Annotated in this window: 13 protein-coding genes and 1 pseudogene; 7 read left to right on the forward strand and 7 right to left on the reverse strand. The window is 72.8% G+C overall.

Annotated elements, in window-relative coordinates; translation table 11 throughout:
• Positions 1-119: 119 nt before the first annotated feature.
• The 4 genes from ACFV0O_RS34495 to ACFV0O_RS34510 all read right to left on the reverse strand — a co-directional run bounded on the left by ACFV0O_RS34495 (position 120) and on the right by ACFV0O_RS34510 (position 3,916).
• Positions 120-1,334: a hypothetical protein gene (locus tag ACFV0O_RS34495; protein ID WP_380347728.1), complete on the reverse strand. Its 1,215-nt coding sequence runs from the start codon at positions 1,332-1,334 to the stop codon at positions 120-122.
• 95 nt (positions 1,335-1,429) lie between these two features.
• Positions 1,430-2,278, reverse strand: a complete 849-nt coding sequence (locus ACFV0O_RS34500) for a hypothetical protein (protein ID WP_380347730.1) — start codon at positions 2,276-2,278, stop codon at positions 1,430-1,432.
• Positions 2,279-2,300: 22 nt separating this feature from the next.
• The gene (locus ACFV0O_RS34505; RefSeq protein ID WP_380347732.1) at positions 2,301-2,903 is read right to left on the reverse strand and encodes a hypothetical protein; all 603 of its coding nucleotides are present in this window, start codon (positions 2,901-2,903) and stop codon (positions 2,301-2,303) included.
• On the reverse strand, positions 2,900-3,916 hold the full coding sequence (locus tag ACFV0O_RS34510; RefSeq protein ID WP_380347734.1) for an NlpC/P60 family protein: 1,017 nt from the start codon (positions 3,914-3,916) through the stop codon (positions 2,900-2,902). The genes ACFV0O_RS34505 and ACFV0O_RS34510 overlap by 4 nt, the downstream gene beginning before the upstream one ends.
• 226 nt (positions 3,917-4,142) lie before the next feature.
• On the opposite strand from ACFV0O_RS34510, the gene ACFV0O_RS34515 reads away from it, so the two are divergent.
• The 7 genes from ACFV0O_RS34515 to ACFV0O_RS34545 all read left to right on the forward strand — a co-directional run bounded on the left by ACFV0O_RS34515 (position 4,143) and on the right by ACFV0O_RS34545 (position 11,814).
• Entirely contained in the window at positions 4,143-4,481 is a 339-nt protein-coding gene (locus ACFV0O_RS34515; protein WP_380347736.1) for a hypothetical protein, read from the forward strand.
• A gap of 299 nt (positions 4,482-4,780) precedes the next feature.
• Positions 4,781-5,338: a hypothetical protein gene (locus ACFV0O_RS34520; protein WP_380347738.1), complete on the forward strand. Its 558-nt coding sequence runs from the start codon at positions 4,781-4,783 to the stop codon at positions 5,336-5,338.
• 1 nt (position 5,339) lies between these two features.
• On the forward strand, positions 5,340-6,683 hold the full coding sequence (locus ACFV0O_RS34525) for a hypothetical protein (protein WP_380347740.1): 1,344 nt from the start codon (positions 5,340-5,342) through the stop codon (positions 6,681-6,683).
• Entirely contained in the window at positions 6,670-8,169 is a 1,500-nt protein-coding gene (locus ACFV0O_RS34530) for an SCO6880 family protein (RefSeq protein WP_380347742.1), read from the forward strand. Before ACFV0O_RS34525 ends, ACFV0O_RS34530 begins: the two co-directional genes overlap by 14 nt.
• Entirely contained in the window at positions 8,166-9,635 is a 1,470-nt protein-coding gene (locus ACFV0O_RS34535) for an ATP/GTP-binding protein (RefSeq protein WP_380347744.1), read from the forward strand. The genes ACFV0O_RS34530 and ACFV0O_RS34535 overlap by 4 nt, the downstream gene beginning before the upstream one ends.
• Positions 9,632-11,368: a type IV secretory system conjugative DNA transfer family protein gene (locus ACFV0O_RS34540; protein ID WP_380347746.1), complete on the forward strand. Its 1,737-nt coding sequence runs from the start codon at positions 9,632-9,634 to the stop codon at positions 11,366-11,368. Before ACFV0O_RS34535 ends, ACFV0O_RS34540 begins: the two co-directional genes overlap by 4 nt.
• Positions 11,365-11,814, forward strand: coding sequence for a DUF4913 domain-containing protein (locus tag ACFV0O_RS34545; protein ID WP_380347748.1), 450 nt, complete (start codon positions 11,365-11,367; stop codon positions 11,812-11,814). Before ACFV0O_RS34540 ends, ACFV0O_RS34545 begins: the two co-directional genes overlap by 4 nt.
• Before the next feature lie 66 nt (positions 11,815-11,880).
• Here the strand turns inward: ACFV0O_RS34545 and ACFV0O_RS34550 are convergent, their stop codons facing one another.
• The 3 genes and pseudogenes from ACFV0O_RS34550 to ACFV0O_RS34560 form a co-directional block, all read right to left on the reverse strand.
• Positions 11,881-13,905, reverse strand: coding sequence for a hypothetical protein (locus ACFV0O_RS34550; protein ID WP_380347750.1), 2,025 nt, complete (start codon positions 13,903-13,905; stop codon positions 11,881-11,883).
• A 57-nt stretch (positions 13,906-13,962) separates the two neighbouring features.
• Positions 13,963-14,877, reverse strand: a complete 915-nt coding sequence (locus tag ACFV0O_RS34555; RefSeq protein WP_380347752.1) for a hypothetical protein — start codon at positions 14,875-14,877, stop codon at positions 13,963-13,965.
• Between the two features lie 101 nt (positions 14,878-14,978).
• Positions 14,979-15,446 (reverse strand): annotated as a pseudogene (locus ACFV0O_RS34560) (hypothetical protein); the annotation flags it as partial.

A 15,446-nucleotide genomic window follows, 5' to 3' on the forward strand; every position in this document is an offset into this window, starting at 1 on the left:
TCTCCGCCGCTCGTCTTGAGGGTGCTTGTGACGCAGGTCTCAAGCTTCCGCGGGCGGCGGCGGCTCCCACGGTGCGAACCGGCGACGGCCCGGCCCCCAGGTCCGGGCCGGGGGCCGGGCTACTGCCACCCGACCAGGCGGAGCTCCGACTTCACGCGGGGGCTGTTCGGTGGGATGGAGGCGAGCTTCTTGGGGGTGGCGCCGGGGGTGAGGTCGAGGCGGTACAGCTCGGCGACGTCCTGGCCCTGCCGCGACAGGAACACCACCGACTTCAGGTCGGGAGAGGGGACGACGGCGGTGTTGTCGCGGTCGTTCTCGGGCAGCAGCGGCTCGACCTTCTGCACTGAGTCGAACGCGTCGGAGAGCACCACCAGGGAGAAGCCCTTGCCGGCGCAGAAGAGGCTGTGGTCGTCGGTCCAGAACTTCGGGGCGCACTGGGGGACGGTGTCGCCCCCGGGCAGGCTCTTGGAGTCCGAGGCGGAGGTGTTCGGGCCGAACCGGGCCGACTCGACGTACTGGTCGCCGTACCCGGGCGCCGCAGTGTCCTTGAGCCAGACGCCGCTGCCGTGGCTGCCCCCGGCGGCCGCGGCCGTGCCGGCCGGATTGACGGCCACGCTGTCGACGGTGTTGCCGAGAGGCACACGGGACCAGGGCCGGTCCCCCGCGAGTGCGAAGGCCGGTCCGTGGGAGAGCCCGCGGTCGGTGGCGGAGGCGCCCTGCTGACCGAGGTCACGGCTCAGAACGTGCCGGTCCTGGTTCTCGTACCACAGGGTCGAGGTGCCGCTCTGGAAGGCTGGTGTGCGGTCTTTGGCGCCCACCGTGAAGGGATCGGCGGACGGGGCGCCGACCGGCACGCCCTGGGGCCCGAGCGAGAATGCGGCCGCCGGGCCACCCGAGCTCCCCGCGGATTGTTGAGGGGACGGCAGCAGTCCCGCGACCAACGTGAAGTCCTTGTTGAAGGCCTGACGCAGGGCCCGAGGAACGCTGTCGTGCGCGTTGGGGTCGCAGAGGACCCCGGTGTCCGCGCCGGGAGGAAGCACGGAGACGGCGCGGGCGACTTCCCGCCCGTCGTCCACGGAGTACGAGGCGAGCGTCAGCTGCTGGGCGTTCGGGGCACCGCCGGCGCCCGGCTTCACGTCGCACCACGACACGGTGACGGTTCCCGGCACGCCGATCGCTTTGGCGGGGTCGCTCGTGGAGTTCCCGGGCACGCCGGAGGGGGAGCCGCCGTTCTGGGAACCCTTCGTGCCGTCCGCGGCGCCGCAACCGGTGAGCGCCAAGGCGATCACTGCCGCGACCGAAGCCCCGCCGTAGGTCCGTGCACGCCAGCGCATAGGTTCCCCACTCCTCGTTACGGCAACGAGCCGGACGCTATCAGACGCCCCGCGCTCGCAGACGGTGATCACGGACGGGGCGGTGAGGACGGACGTCAGGTGACGTGCAAGCGGGCCAGACGCAGGCGGAGTCGGACCAGGGAGGCCGGGTCGGCGGGAGGGACGATCTGGCGGAGCTGCAGGAGGGCGCGGCCGGTTTGGAGGGCCTGCCGGGGATCGGTGATGCGGCCCCACAGGTCCTGGGCGTGGTCGGCGGCGCGGTGGGTGCTCGGGTGGTCGACCCCCACGGACTGGGTCCGGGCGAGGGCCAGGGCGGTGTACTGAACGGTGGCTGTCGCCAGGTCTCCGCGTACGGCGGCGAGTTGGGCCTCGGCCTCGGCGACCCGGTCGACCTGGCGCGGGTCGGCCTTGAGCTGCTTGAGCTGGGCGGCCGCCGTGATCCAGTCGCCGGCCTCGACGGCCGCCATGAGGGCGCTCTCCGGAGTGGGCGGGACGGCCGGGGCGGGCGTCGCGGCGGCGGGCGGCCGCGCCTGCGGTCCGGCGGCGGGCGGTTCTTCGAGCCGGTCGGCTCCGGCGGGCCCCGGCGGCGTCGCCCGCGTCGGGGGAGCGTCCTTGGCCCGGGGCTCCTTGGCGGGCTTCGGCGGCTTGGGGGCCTTCTTCGGCCTGGCGCCGCGCCGCCGCGAGGACGCCGGTTTCTCCAGCGTCGACTCGGCGCCGTCGGGGTGCGCCGCCAGGATCCAGTCCGCGCCGTCGGTGTCGGTCAGCTTGACCCGGACCGGCCTGCCGAGACGCGCGGCGGTGGCGACGGCGTGCGCGAACGCAGCCGGGCGTGCCTCCTCACCGGGTGGCACCGGGACGGGGTTCCCGTCCACCCGGGCGTCGCCGTCGGCGCCGAGCACGATGGTGACCAGCGGCCAGCCGGGCACCTGTAGGTCGTTTCCCACGGTTTGTCGTTCCTCCAGCAGGTCATCCGAGGTTGAGAGTGTCCAGCCGCCAGGGCCGCGCGGTGTCGTCGCGGAGCAGGACGACGAGCGCGACGTGGACTTCGGACGGCCCGGTCCAGCTGTCTCGTCCCCTGGGCGTGACGGTGACCGCCCACCGTTGGTAGGCGGTCGTGGGACCGTCGCTCGGCCCTCCGTCCTCATGGGACTGCCGGGCCTGAACGGTGGTGAAGGCGTGGTGCGACGCCCAGGTGTTCCACAGGTCGCCGGGCTGGGCGCGCGGGGTGGTCGCCGCGGCTCCCTCCGCCCGCCGCGCCGTGAACATGGGGGCGGCCCGTCTCTCCCCGTCCATCAGGGACGTGTCGATGTCGGTGTCCACGGTCCACATCGTGGTGAGGGCGGCCTCGGCCACGGCCGCCGGGTCGTTGCCGTCGACCTTGCCGAAATCGGGCAGGCCGCCCGCCGGGATCCCGCCGCGGCCCTGGGGCAGCGGTGCGGCGACAGGGTCGGAGGAGGGAACGGGCGGCGGCGCCGGCCGGGTGCGCAGCGGGCCGCCGTCCAGGGAGCACCCGGTGACGAGGACGGCCAGGAGGACGGCCGCTGCCGTGCGCTTCAGGGACGAGGTCATCCGAATCGCCTGACCTTCCAGGGGTACTTCTCGTACCAGTCGAGGGTGGCGACCTTGACCACGTCGCCGGTGTGAGGGGCGTGGATCATCTGGTGGTTGCCGATGTAGATGCCGATGTGGTCGTAGTCGCCGTTGTTGTGGAGGTCGAAGCCGATGATGTCGCCGGGCTGCATGGCGTTGCGGTCGACTGCGGTGCCCATCGTCACCTGGATCTCGCTGCTGTGCGGCAGGTCGATCTTGCCCTTGGAGGCCTGGTAGACGGCGTACAGCACCAGCCCTGAGCAGTCGTAGCCACCGCCGGTCGGGCCGTGCTCGTCCCCGCCGCCCCAGACATAGGGGAGGTCGAGCTTGGCGCGGGCGGCCTCGATGACGGCGTCCCCGAACGGCCCGCCACCGGCGAGGGGAAGGCTGTACTTGCTGATCAGCCCCCGGATCTTCTGCACGTACCCCAGGGTCTCGGTGTACGGCGGGACACCGTGGTTGTACTTCACCGCGTAGGGGCCCGCGTTGTAGGCGGCCAGCATGAGGTCGGTGATGTCACCGCTGGCCTGACCCGCCTTCACGTACTTCTGGACCTCGCCGGCCAGGTAACAGTCGTACCGCCCCTGCGCCATGATCGCGTCCGGTGGGTCGAAGGGGGAGCCACCGTCGTGGTTGTCGTTCTCGTCCTTCCCCCAGGACTTCCAGGTGCCGGGCATGAACTGGCTGAGCCCCTGCGCACCCGCGGGGCTCGTCCGGTCGGGGATCCAGTCGGACTCGGCCTCGATCTGCGCGGCGATGACGGCCGGACTCAGCGCGCCGGGGACGTCCTCGCACACACCGGCCTTCAGAACCCACGCCACGTACTCCGGGGGGACCTTCGAGGTGTCGAGGTTCCCCCCCGCTCCCGAGCCGCCCGAGCTCGGAAGCTGTCCCCCTCCGAAAGCGGCCACCACGAAGAACCCGAACATGGCGACGATGACTCCGCAGCCGACGAAAACGGCCACGACCGCCTTGCCCAGGCTCCCACTCACGCTGCGTCTTCCCCCCGAGGTCGCATGACGGAGATTCGCACCCTAGGACATTCGGACATCAGTGCGCATCAAGTGATTGCTCGTCAAGCGGTTCTCCCCGGGGGAAGAGCGCGCTGAAAGCCTGTCGGCTGAACGGTTGAAATCAACATATGATCTGCCGGATGCGCGCTGCGCTGATCACCGGGGGCGCCCCGGTCCTGCCCATCGAGACCCTGGGGGAACCGAGATGATGTTCGACCTTCTGCAAGCCGGCGCGGACAGCGTCCAGCACGTCGCCCACGGGGCCGGGCACATCCTGGCGGACAACACCCCGGCACCGAAGTTCGACGTCGACCCGGGAACCGGCTCGGCGCCGCCCGGCGCCGAGAAGCTGAAGACCGTCCTCCAGTGGGTCGCCTGGGTCGTCTTCGCCCTGTGCGTCTGCGGCATCCTGCTGACCGCCGGAAAGATGGCCGTCTCCCACAGCCGCGGGCAGGGCGGCGAGCACGCCTCCTCGCTGGCCTGGGTACTCGCCGCCTGCATCCTCGGCGGCGCGGCGTCCGGTCTCGTCGGGATGCTCATCTGAGCCGACACCACGGCCTGCAGACCCACGGGGAGACCGTCATGCCCGATCAGACTTCCTTGAGCGGGCCGGACGGCCCGCGCAACCCCTTCACGAACAGGCGGTTCATCGCTTCCGGCGCCTTCCTGGGGTCCGTCGCCCTACTGGGAAGCTGGGTGGCCCTGAGCGGCGGAGACAACGGCAAGACCGCCGGCGGCGCTCCGGCGACGGCTGTTGAAGTCCCCACCGGTACCCCCGGCGTCCCGGGAGCGACCGCCGGGACCCCGACGGCGGGTTCGGGCAGCGGCGCCCCCTGCCCTCAGTTGTCCGACACGAACCAGACTCCGCTGAGCATCGGCAACACGTTCGCCGCGGGCGAGCTCGCCTGGAAGGACTTCCACGGCTACCAGCTGCCCGAGTCGCAATCCTCCGGGCCCGCCGTGCGTTCGGGCGAGGTGGCTCGCTGCTACTCCCACACCCCCCGCGGTGCGGTGCTGGCCCTCGCCCAGACCTCGATCCGCAGTTCCGCCGCCGACAACTGGCGCCCCGTCATCGACCAGCAGGTGGCCCCCGGGCCGGAGCGCGATTCCTACCTGCAGTTCGTCACGGCCGACCGGGTGAATCCGTCCAAGCCGAGCCCCGCCTTCTCGACCATCGGCCAGTACGCCGCCTACCAGGTCAACTCGTACACGGCCGACACCGCCGTGGTGACCTTCGCGATCAAGTTCCCCATGGGCGGTGCCTACCGCACCGTCGTGCTCACCGCGGTGTGGGACGGCGGCGACTGGAAGCAGAAGATGACGCCCAACGGCCAGCAGAGCTCCTCGTTCGGCCAGCAGAAGACCGTGACCGACATGGTCCCGTTCCGGATGGGGAGCTGACATGTCCGGGAGCTGCCTCAACCCCATGAACTGGGGCGACTGCCTGAGTGACGCGGCGGGCGACGTCGGCATGAGCGTTGTGCAGAGCATCATCGACTGGTGTATCGACATGGCGGGAAAGGTTGCCGCAGCCGTCACCACCTGGTGGATCAAGGTGCCTACCGGCAACATCGTGCAGTCCAATCAGGACAACGGTCCGATCCAGTGGGTGTGGGCGCACACCCTCTGGATCACGACCTGGATCGCGGTGATGTCCATCCTCTTCGCGGCCGGCCGACTGGCGATCCAGCGCCGTGCAGAGCCGGCCGTGGACGTCGCCAAGGGCCTCTTCACCATGACCGTGACGACAAGCATGGCCCTCGGGGCGATCGGCATGCTCACCGAGGCCGGTGACCAGTTCTCCTCATGGATCATCAACCAGGCCACGGACCAGGACTTCGGCAGGGCCGTGGTGGGCTGGCTCACCGTCGCCTCGGAGAACCAGGGCGGGCCGATCCTCGCCCTGATCCTCGCCCTGCTCGCCACCCTGGCCTGCCTGGCCCAGGTCGCCCTGATGCTGGTCCGCACCGCCATGCTCATCCTGCTGTGCGGCACTCTGCCCCTGACCGCCGCCGTCTCCAGCACACCCTCCGGACGTCAGACCTTCCAGAAGACCGTCTCTTGGCTGATCGCGTTCCTGCTGTACAAGCCGGTCGCGGCGATCATCTACGCGACCGCCTTCCGCATGATCGCCTCGCTCAAGACGGACCCCGACTCCGGGGGGCTGGTCACGTCGGTGGCCGGCATCGTGCTGATGCTCCTGTCAGTGGTCGCTCTTCCGGCACTCATGCGCTTCATCACCCCGGTGGTCGGCGCCGCCGGCGGCGGGGGCGGCGGCGGAGGCGGCGCGGCCGCGATGGGGGCGCTCGCCAGCGGGGCGAAGGCCGTCGGCGGCGGCAGCAAGAGCGGTTCCGGTGGCGGCGGATCCGCCCGTTCAGGGCAGGGATCGAGCAAGGGCGGCTCCAACCCCAGCGGCTCCAAGTCGGTGCCCGCCCAGGGAGGCTCCTCCCAGGGGTCGCAGAGCTCCGGTGCGCAGGCACCCGCCCAGGGCGCCGCCCGGCAAGCCGCCGAGGGAGCGTCCCAGGGCCAGCAGGGACCCGCCCAGGGCGCGGCTTCCCAGGGAGCTGCCGCGCAGGGAGCTGCCACACAGGGTGCCGGGCAGGCGGGGGCGGCGGGGGCGGCGAAGGCCCACCCTGCGGCAGCCGCAGCCGAGGTTGCCCAGAAGACGCACTCCGCCATCAAGCAGAGCGCCGAGAACACGGCGAACGCGGGACAGCAGAGCGGGGGGCCCAGTGGCAGCGCTTGATATCGGCCGGCCCAGGACCTACGGGAACTGGCGCAAGCCCAGGTCGCCCGGCATCGGAGGTCTGGGCCTGGCCGGGACGATGGTCATGATGGCCGGGATGATCCTCGTGGTCATCTTCATGGCCATCGACTTCTTCCTGGCCATCGGAGCCGGCGTTCTCGTGGGGCTCAGCCTGCTACCGCTGTTGATCAAGGACAAGTTCGGCCGGAACGGCCTGCAGAGGGGGACTGCGCGCGTGGCGTGGTGGCGTGGGAAGAGTGCCGGTAAACGCATCTACCGGTCGGGCATCATCGGCCGTACTCCATACGGGACCTGCCAGCTGCCGGGGCTGGCGGCGGCCTCCAGCCTGGCGCAGTTCCAGGACGCACACAACCGCCCGTTCGCCATGGTGAGTCTGCCGAGCCTCAACCACCACTCCGTGGTGATCAGTTGTGACGCCGACGGTGCCTCGCTGGTCGACTCCGACCAGGTCGACACCTGGGTGGCGCACTGGGGCCAGTGGCTGTCCTCGCTGGCCCACGAGCCGGGTCTGGTGGCCGCGTCGGTGACGGTGGAGGCTGCTCCCGACCCCGGCAGCCGTCTCAGCGCCGAGGTCCACGGCCACCTCCACCCGGAAGCGCCGCCGCTGGCCCGGCAGGTGCTGGAACAGATCGTCGACTCCTACCCCGCCGGGTCGGCGCTGCTCACCACGCAGATCGCGCTGACGTTCTCCGGCGCGGCCCGCGGCAGCGCGCCGCGCCGGGACGTCGACCAGATGGCCGACGAGATCGGCGCGCGGCTGCCCGGCCTGACCGCCGGCCTGGCCATGACGGGGGCCGGCGCGGCCCGCCCGATGACCGCCGGCGACCTCGCCGAAACTGTGAGGGTCGCCTACGACCCGAGCGTGGCCACCCTGGTCGCCGAAGGCCGGGCCGCAGGCGGCACCGGCATCACCTGGGACGACGCCGGCCCGGTCGCGACCGAGGAGTTCTGGTCGCACTACCGGCACGACGGCGCCTGGTCGAAGGTCTGGTTCATGGGGGAGGCCCCCCGGGGCGAGGTGTTCTCCAACGTGCTCGCCTCGCTTCTCCTTCCGCACCCCGACGTGACGCGCAAGCGTGTGAGCCTGCTGTACCGGCCTCACGACCCGGCGTCCGCCGCGCGGATCGTGGAGAACGACCGCAAGGACGCGCTGTTCCAGGCACAGCAGGCGGCCGTCGCCGCGGCCCGGGACTCCGTGGCGGTCCGCGCCGCCGACCAGGCCGCGCAGGAGGAGGCGACCGGTGCCGGCCTGGTCCGTTTCGGCATGATCGTCACCGCGACCGTCATGGAGCGCGACCACTTGGCGAAGGCGGACGCCGTCGTCGAGAACCTGTCCACCCCTTCGCGCATCCGGTTGCGTCCGGCGCTCGGCTCCCAGGCCTCCGCCTTCGCGGCGGGGCTGCCGATCGGCATCGTTCTGCCCAACCACCTGCGCGTGCCCCAGGCGGTCCGGGAGGCGATGTGAGCAGGAAGCAGAAGACGCCCGCGCCGGCCAGGCCGCGTCGGCCCGGGATGCGCGGCTGGTCCGGATGGGGTGCCGGCTCGGTCGGCTACGTCGAGGCACCGGCCGAATGGCGCGGCACCACGGTGCAGGTCTGCGGACTCTGGCCGTTCGTGGCCGGGTCGGGCACCCCGATGGTCGGCGTGCCGATCGGACGCAACACCATCACCGGTGCCTCGTTGTGCTGCGACCCGATCAGCTGGTTCACCCGGGCCAACCTGATCCTCAACCCCAGCGAGTTCGTCCTGGGACGGCCCGGTCTGGGCAAGAGCACGATCGTGCGCCGCCAGGCGCTCGGTCTGGCGGCGTTCGGCACTCACCCGATGGTGTTCGGGGACCTCAAGCCGGACTACGTCGACCTGATCGAGGCGCTGGGCGGCCAGGTCATCAGCCTCGGGCGTGGGCGCGGCTACCTCAACGCACTCGACCCCGGCGCCGCCCAGGCGGCCGCCCAGCGACTGACCGGTGACCGGCGCCGCGCGGTGCTGGCCGACATCCACGGGCGGCGGCTGAACACGGTGTCCGCGCTGCTGACGATCCTCCGCGGCGAGCCGCCGACGGACCGCGAGGAGACGCTGGTCTCGGGCGCGCTCACGGTCCTCGACGAGCGGCACGAGGGCGTGCCGGTGCTCGCGGACCTGCTCCAGGTGGTCAAGGACGCCCCGGACGCGCTGCGCCACCTGGCACTGGACCGTGGCAATCTCGGCCGCTACCGGGACATCACCGAGGGCCTGGAGTCGTCGCTGACCGCCCTGCTGGGAGGCGGGCGGCTGGGCGACATGTTCGCGCGGCCCACGAGCGTCCCGATGGAGGTCGACCGGCCGGTCGTGTTCGACGTCTCGGCGATCGACGACAGCGAGGCGCTGCTGCAGGCCGCCGCGCTGCTGACGTGCTGGAGCTACGGCTTCGGCACCATCTCCGCGGTGCAGGCACTGGCCGACGCCGGCCTCGCCCCCCAGCGCCACTACTTCGTGATCATGGACGAGTTGTGGCGGGTCCTGCGCGCCGGGCGCGGCCTGGTCGACCGCGTCGACGCCCTGACCCGCCTCAACCGGCAGCGCGGTGTCGGCACCGCGATGATCACTCACACCATGAGTGACCTGCTCGCCCTCCCGACGGAGGAGGACCGGATGAAGGCCAAGGGCTTCGTGGAACGGGCCGGCATGGTCATCACGGGCGGTCTGCCGGAGGCGGAGATGCCACAGCTGACCCAGGTGGTGGGGATGAGCCGCGCCGAGCAGGAGATGGTCGTGGGCTGGTCCAGCCCACCGGCCTGGGACTCCTCGACGAACTCCGAGGCGGCCCCGCCCGGGCGCGGGAAGTTCCTGGTCAAGGTCGGCGGCCGGCCGGGCATCCCGGTCTCCGTGGAGCTCACCCAGGCGGAGCTGGCCATCAACGACACCAACCGGCGTTGGGCGGGCGTGCGATGACGGCCACCGAAGGGCGCCGGGGCCCGGTCTCCGAGGCCGGGCCGTTCATCGCGCTCGGCGTCCTGCTGCTGGTCGTGGCGAGCGCGGTCGGAGCATGGCTGGCCGCGCTGCTGGGGGCGAAGGCGGCGGGCGTACCGGCCCCGCCGGCCAACCCGTTCGCCTTCGTCATCGGGCTGTTCAACGGCTCCTACCGCTGGCCGGGCACGTACGCGACCGTGATCGCGGCCGCGGAGGCGGTCGTCGTCGTCCTGGCCGCCGTGCTCGCCGCCTGGCGCACGACCCGCCGGCGCAAGCGGCCGAAGGTCGACCGCGCCGGACGGCACCTCGGGCGGGGCAACGACCTGGCCCCGGTCAACCGCCGCGGCGCGGCCGCGACAGCCGCCCGGCTGGGCACCAAGTCGGACCTGCCCGGCGTGTTCATCGGACGGTCGATCCCCGGCGGCCAGCAGCTGTTCGGCAGTTGGGAGGACATGCACGTCGACATCTGGGGGCCGCGCACCGGCAAGACCACCCGCCGCGCGATCCCCGCGATCTGCGACGCGCCCGGCGCGGTGCTGGCGACCTCCAACAAGCGCGACATCGTGGACGCGACCAGGGGCGTGCGCGAGGCCACGGGCAAGACGTGGGTGTTCGACCCGCAGAACCGCGCGGGTGAGAGCCCCACCTGGTGGTGGAACCCCCTCAGCTACGTCACCTCCGTGGCCAACGCGCGGAAGATGGCGGCCCACTTCGCCAGCGGCTCCTCCGACGCCGGCGCGAAGACCGACGCCTACTTCACCCCCGCCGGCCAGGACCTGCTCGCGTACCTGATGCTCGCCGCCGCGGTCGACGGCAAGCCCATCACCCAGGTCTACACCTGGCTGACCCGGCCCAAGGACGACACCCCCGAGCGGATCCTGCGCCAGGCCGGCCACCACCTGCCGGCCGACTCGCTGAACGGCGTGATCACCGCGCCGGAGAAGCAGCGCGGCGGCATCTACGGAACCGCCATGCAGATGGCCTCCTGCCTGGTGAACCCGGCGGTCCACCCCTGGATCACCCCCGGGCGCGGCCCGGCCCGGCCCGAGTTCAGCCCGGCGGACTTCGCGGTGAGCACCGACACCCTGTACTCGCTCTCCCGCGAGGGCAAGGACAGCGCGGGCCCGCTGGTGACCGCCCTCACCGTCGCCGTCGTCGAGGCGGCCGAGGAGGCCGCCACGACCATGCCGGGCGGGCGCCTGTCCGTCCCCATCGTCGGGGTGCTGGACGAGGCCGCCAACGTCTGCCGGTGGGCCGACCTGCCCGACCTGTACTCGCACTACGGTTCGCGCGGCATCATCCTCATGACGATCCTGCAGTCCTGGGACCAGGGCGTGGAGGTCTGGGGCGAGAAGGGCATGGGCAAGCTCTGGTCCAGCGCGAACCGCCGCGTGTACGGCGGCGGCGTCTCCGACGCCAAGTTCCTCGGAGACCTCAGCACGCTGGCCGGCGAGTACGAGGTCGACACCTACTCGGCGTCCTACGGCGCCAACCAGGGCGGCGGGCTGTTCGGCGGCCGCTCCACCAGCCACAGCACCCGGCGCGAGCGCGTGCTCGACGTCTCCGACCTCGCGGCGATGCCGCCCGGCCGGGCGCTGCTCCTGGCCTCCGGCGCGCCGCCCGCGCTGGTGGAGACCGTGCCGTGGTGGGAGACCAGGCACGCCGAGGCGGTCAAGGCCTCGCTGTCCAAGTACGACCCGGGGGCACGGTCGTGAGCGACGACGACTTCGACCTGTGGGACGACGAGGACGAGGACGAGGAGGCGCCGCCGGAGCCGGTGTTCGGAACCGTCGAGGAGTTCGTCGTCGACTACCTCGCCCCGATGGTGGCCCGGCGCCTCAACGGGGTGACGCTCACCTGGTGCCCGGACTGGTGGCTGCACGCGGAGGCGATCTCCCGGCTGAACGCGATGTGGCGCGCGTGGGAGAGCCTGCGCCTGGACCCGGCGCTCGGGATGTCCACCTGGTGGATCCACCACGCGGACCCGCAACTGCACGTCCTGCTGGACCCGGACAGCGGCCCGTTCAGCGCGTGCTCCCCGGTCGAGGGCCACTCCGAGCACCCGCCGCAGCCGCTGCCGACCAACCCGGCGGACCCGCGGATGTGGCTCGGTACGGCCTTCAGCACCACGGCGGCCGCCGAGCGGATCCCCGAGGACTGACGGCGCACCGCTGACGGCGGTGGGTTCCGGGACCACGAGGTCCCGGAACCCACCGCCGTCCTCCGTCTACCCCCCGAGGCCGTTGCCCTTCCCCCTGGCCGTGCCGCGGTGCGCCCCGGGAGCCGCGGTGCCCGGGGCGGCCGGGGGCGTCGCCGACGTCCGTCCGAGGGTCCGGTCGATGCGCTTGCCGGCTTCCTTTTCCGTCGGGCCGAGCGCCGTCCGCGCCCCCTGGGACAGCCGCTGCTTGCCCCTGGCGGCTTTGGCGTCGAGGGCCCTCTGGGAACCCTTGCGGCGCCCGGACGCCGATGCGGCCCGGCCCTGGGCCGGGCGCGCCGGGGCCGGCGTGGGGGCGGGGGCGGGGGCGGGGGCGGCCGGGGCGGCCGGCCCCTCCGGGACGGGCGGCGCGGTCCCGGCACCGGCGGCGGTGCCCGCGGCCGGTGGGGTGGTGGAGTACCCGGCCCACTGCGGGTCGTCGCCCCAGTCGCTCTGGTGCGCCTCGGTCACCTGTTCCCTGGTCATGCCCGGGGGCAGGGCACTCGGGTCGCTCGAATCGCTCGCCGCCAGGCGGTCGGCCTGGGCCTCGACGACGACCGCGGCGCGACTGTCGATGTCCGCCGAAGCCCGCAGCTGGTCCGCGCCCTTGGCCAGGCCGTCGATCCTCGCCTCCTGCCGGGCTGCGGCCTTCGGCGTCACGGGCTGCGGTCCCGACTTGATCTGCGCGATCCTGTCCTCGTTCCGCAGAGCCCGGTCGTTCTTCTCCAGCGCCCGACGTTGGAGTTCCAGCGCCTGCCGGCGCACGTGGTCCGGTTCGCTCTTCTCCCCGACGTCGGCCATGCTCTCCAACGCGCGCGCCGCCTCGGCCCGGTCGACGTCCCCGTGCAGCTCCATGCCGTAGTGGTTGACGAGCTGTTCGTTCACCGCGTCGAGCGCCTGGTCCCGGGCCGCCCCGTGCTGCCAGCCGTTGACCTCGCTCCACACCCCGGCGGCCTCGGCCGGGCTCGCCTCGGCCATCCAGCCCTGGTCCAGCCGGGCACGCAGTGACGCTCCGGCGTACACCAGGTCCGGGTCCTCACCACGCTGCTCGGCCTCCACGGCCTGCCCGTGCAGGCTCAGCCGCGCCTGGTGCAGACGCTCGCGCACGATCTCCCGCTGGAGGGCGTCGACCTGCCGGGTGTGCTCCCCCTCCGGCAACTCGGCCGGATCCGTGTCCGCCAGGCGGTCCCGTGCCTCCTGCCACTTCTCCGCGCGCTCACCGGCCCGCCGGTGCTCGGCGCCGACCGCGTGCAGGACCTCCCCGGCGCCGGCCTCCTCCGCGCCGGACACCACCCGGCGCTGGCGCTCCTCCGCGGCGTCGAGGATCTCCGGGACCCGCCGCGCCTCCACCACGGCGAGCGGATCCCGGCCGCCGACGGGGCCGCCCGTGTTCTCGTAGACGCGGATCACCAGGTTGTCGCCGAGCGGCGCGTCCGATCCGGCGGCCCACTGCTCGTGGGCGTGGGCGGCGACGAGGTCGGGGGCTTCCCAGTCGTGCCCGCGGACCTCGCCGGTGGCCAGCTGGGTGTCCGATGCCGGGTCCTCGATGACGTACAGGTAGCTGCTCTGACCGCTCTCGGCGGCCGCCTCCCGGCCGGCCCGCGCCCTCTCGTGCAGGTTCGGGTCGGACAGGGCGATGGCCCGCGACAGGTCCTGCACCGGCAGCATCTCGTCCGGGACGAGCAGTCCGTACTTCTCGTGGATCTTGGCCCGCATGTGGTGCAGCGCGGCGGCGGCCTGCGGATCGGAGCCGCCCCACTCGTAGGCCGTCTGCCAGGCCTGGCCGAGCGGGCGCATCCCCTCGGGAGTCGGTTCCAGGTCGTCCCAGAACCGTTGGTCGTAGGGCGCCCGCAGCCACGGCTCCGCGGCGGCGCGCTCGCGCCAGTGCTTCTCGGCCGCCGCCTCCCGTTCGCGCTCCCACCGCTCGTGGCGCGCCCGGGCGGCGTTCTCGGCGGCCATGGTGGCCAGCGTCAGGGCCAGCTTGACCATCGCGTCGGCGCTGTTGGCGACGGCCATCTCGACCTCACCGCTGTGTACCCGCTCGTACGGGTCGATCACGTCAATCCCCTCCCTCGTCGCCGTGGCGCGCCACGGCGTCCCGTCCGCGCGCCGCCATCAGATCTCCGCACCACTACCCCGGGCGGGCGCGGCCGCCGTCGGCGCGGGCCGGGCCGGATCGGGCGGCGCCGCCGCGGGCGCGGCCACACCGGCCACCGGCTTCATCCCCAGGGAGGCGAGGTCGACCTGGGCACGGCCCGCGGCCTTCTCGGCCGCCGCGGCCGGAGCGGGCTGCGCCGCCGCCTCGCCCTGACGCCCGGCGGCGAACTCGCCGGCCGCGGTCGCGAACCTGGTCAGCAGCCGCTGGGTCACCCGGTCGGTCTCGAAGGTCCGCGCCAGTCGAGCCGTCGCCTTGGAGGCCACGTCGGCGGTGTCCCGGAGCACGGATCCGAAGAACTCCCGCCAGCGCCCGTCCTTGGAGATCTCCGGGTAGTGGTCCCCGGCGACCTCCTTGACGACCGCCTGGATCCGGTCGGGTCCCTCCACGGCCTTCTTCAGGTCCTGCCAGGCCCGCCCGGGCTCGGACCTGGCGTAGTGCTGCGCCATCTGCTGCTGGGCCTGCTTGAACGCGCCCTTGTACCGGCGGGCCAGTTCGGGGAACACCTTGTCCGCCCGCGCGAGGTCCGTCCGCTCGGGCACCGGCGGCTGGGACGGCTCGGACGGGGCCGGGACGTCGTCGTCGAGGCCCAGGGCGGCCCGGGTCTTCGCGAGGGCAGTCATGTGGGCGTCGAACTCCCGGGCCACGAGGTCGGCGGCGTCGGGTGACAGGCGTTCGGAGAGGTACAGCCGGAACGCGCCGAAGGAGCTGTGCAGGTCGTCGTAGACGAGGTCGCCGAAGGCGGAGGTCGGCTCGTCCGTGGCCTCCGGCTCGTCCGCCGCCTCCGGTGCGGACACCGCCTCCGGTACCTCGGCGGCGACGGACCCGTCGGTACCGGGCCGGTCTATCGGGGGTTCGATCCTGGCATCTGTCACAGCGGTTCCTTCCGGTGATCCTCACTGGCCAGCGTATGGTGACGGCGAATCAGCGTCCCGCTCCGGGGCGCCGCCGCATCAGCGGGTACGGCCTGTTCCGCTCAAGCCGGCCGGTCCCCGTGCTGGTCGAGTGCCATCGCCAGCAAGGAGACCGCGTACGTCTCGTCCTCGGCGAGCCAGGGCAGGCCGTCGTCGGAGTCGATGACCGCCCGGCCGTCGATGAACGACGCCCAGCCGGCGCCGGACGTCTCGACCCATCCGGCCAGCTGCCGGTCCCGCCTGCGCACGGCGAACACGGTGCGGTCGTCCCAGCCCTCGATCAGGAACGCGCCGTTCTGCGCACTCCAGGTGGCGGTCGGGGCACCCAGGCCGCGCAGGACCGGCGCGGTCGACGTCCTCTCGGTGGCGAGCGCGAGGCGCAGCCGCTCCGGTGAACCGGCGGTGTCCGGCTTCGCGACAGACGCTCCACCCGATTCGACGCGCGGCGGTTTCGGGGGGGAGGCGGCCCGGGGGGCCGCGGTGCCAAAGGCCGCACCGGGCGGCGAGGGCCCCGGCGAGGTTGCCGGGCG

Origin of the sequence: Kitasatospora sp. NPDC059577 (assembly GCF_042735475.1) — a bacterium.
In the GTDB taxonomy this organism is placed as follows: domain Bacteria; phylum Actinomycetota; class Actinomycetes; order Streptomycetales; family Streptomycetaceae; genus Kitasatospora.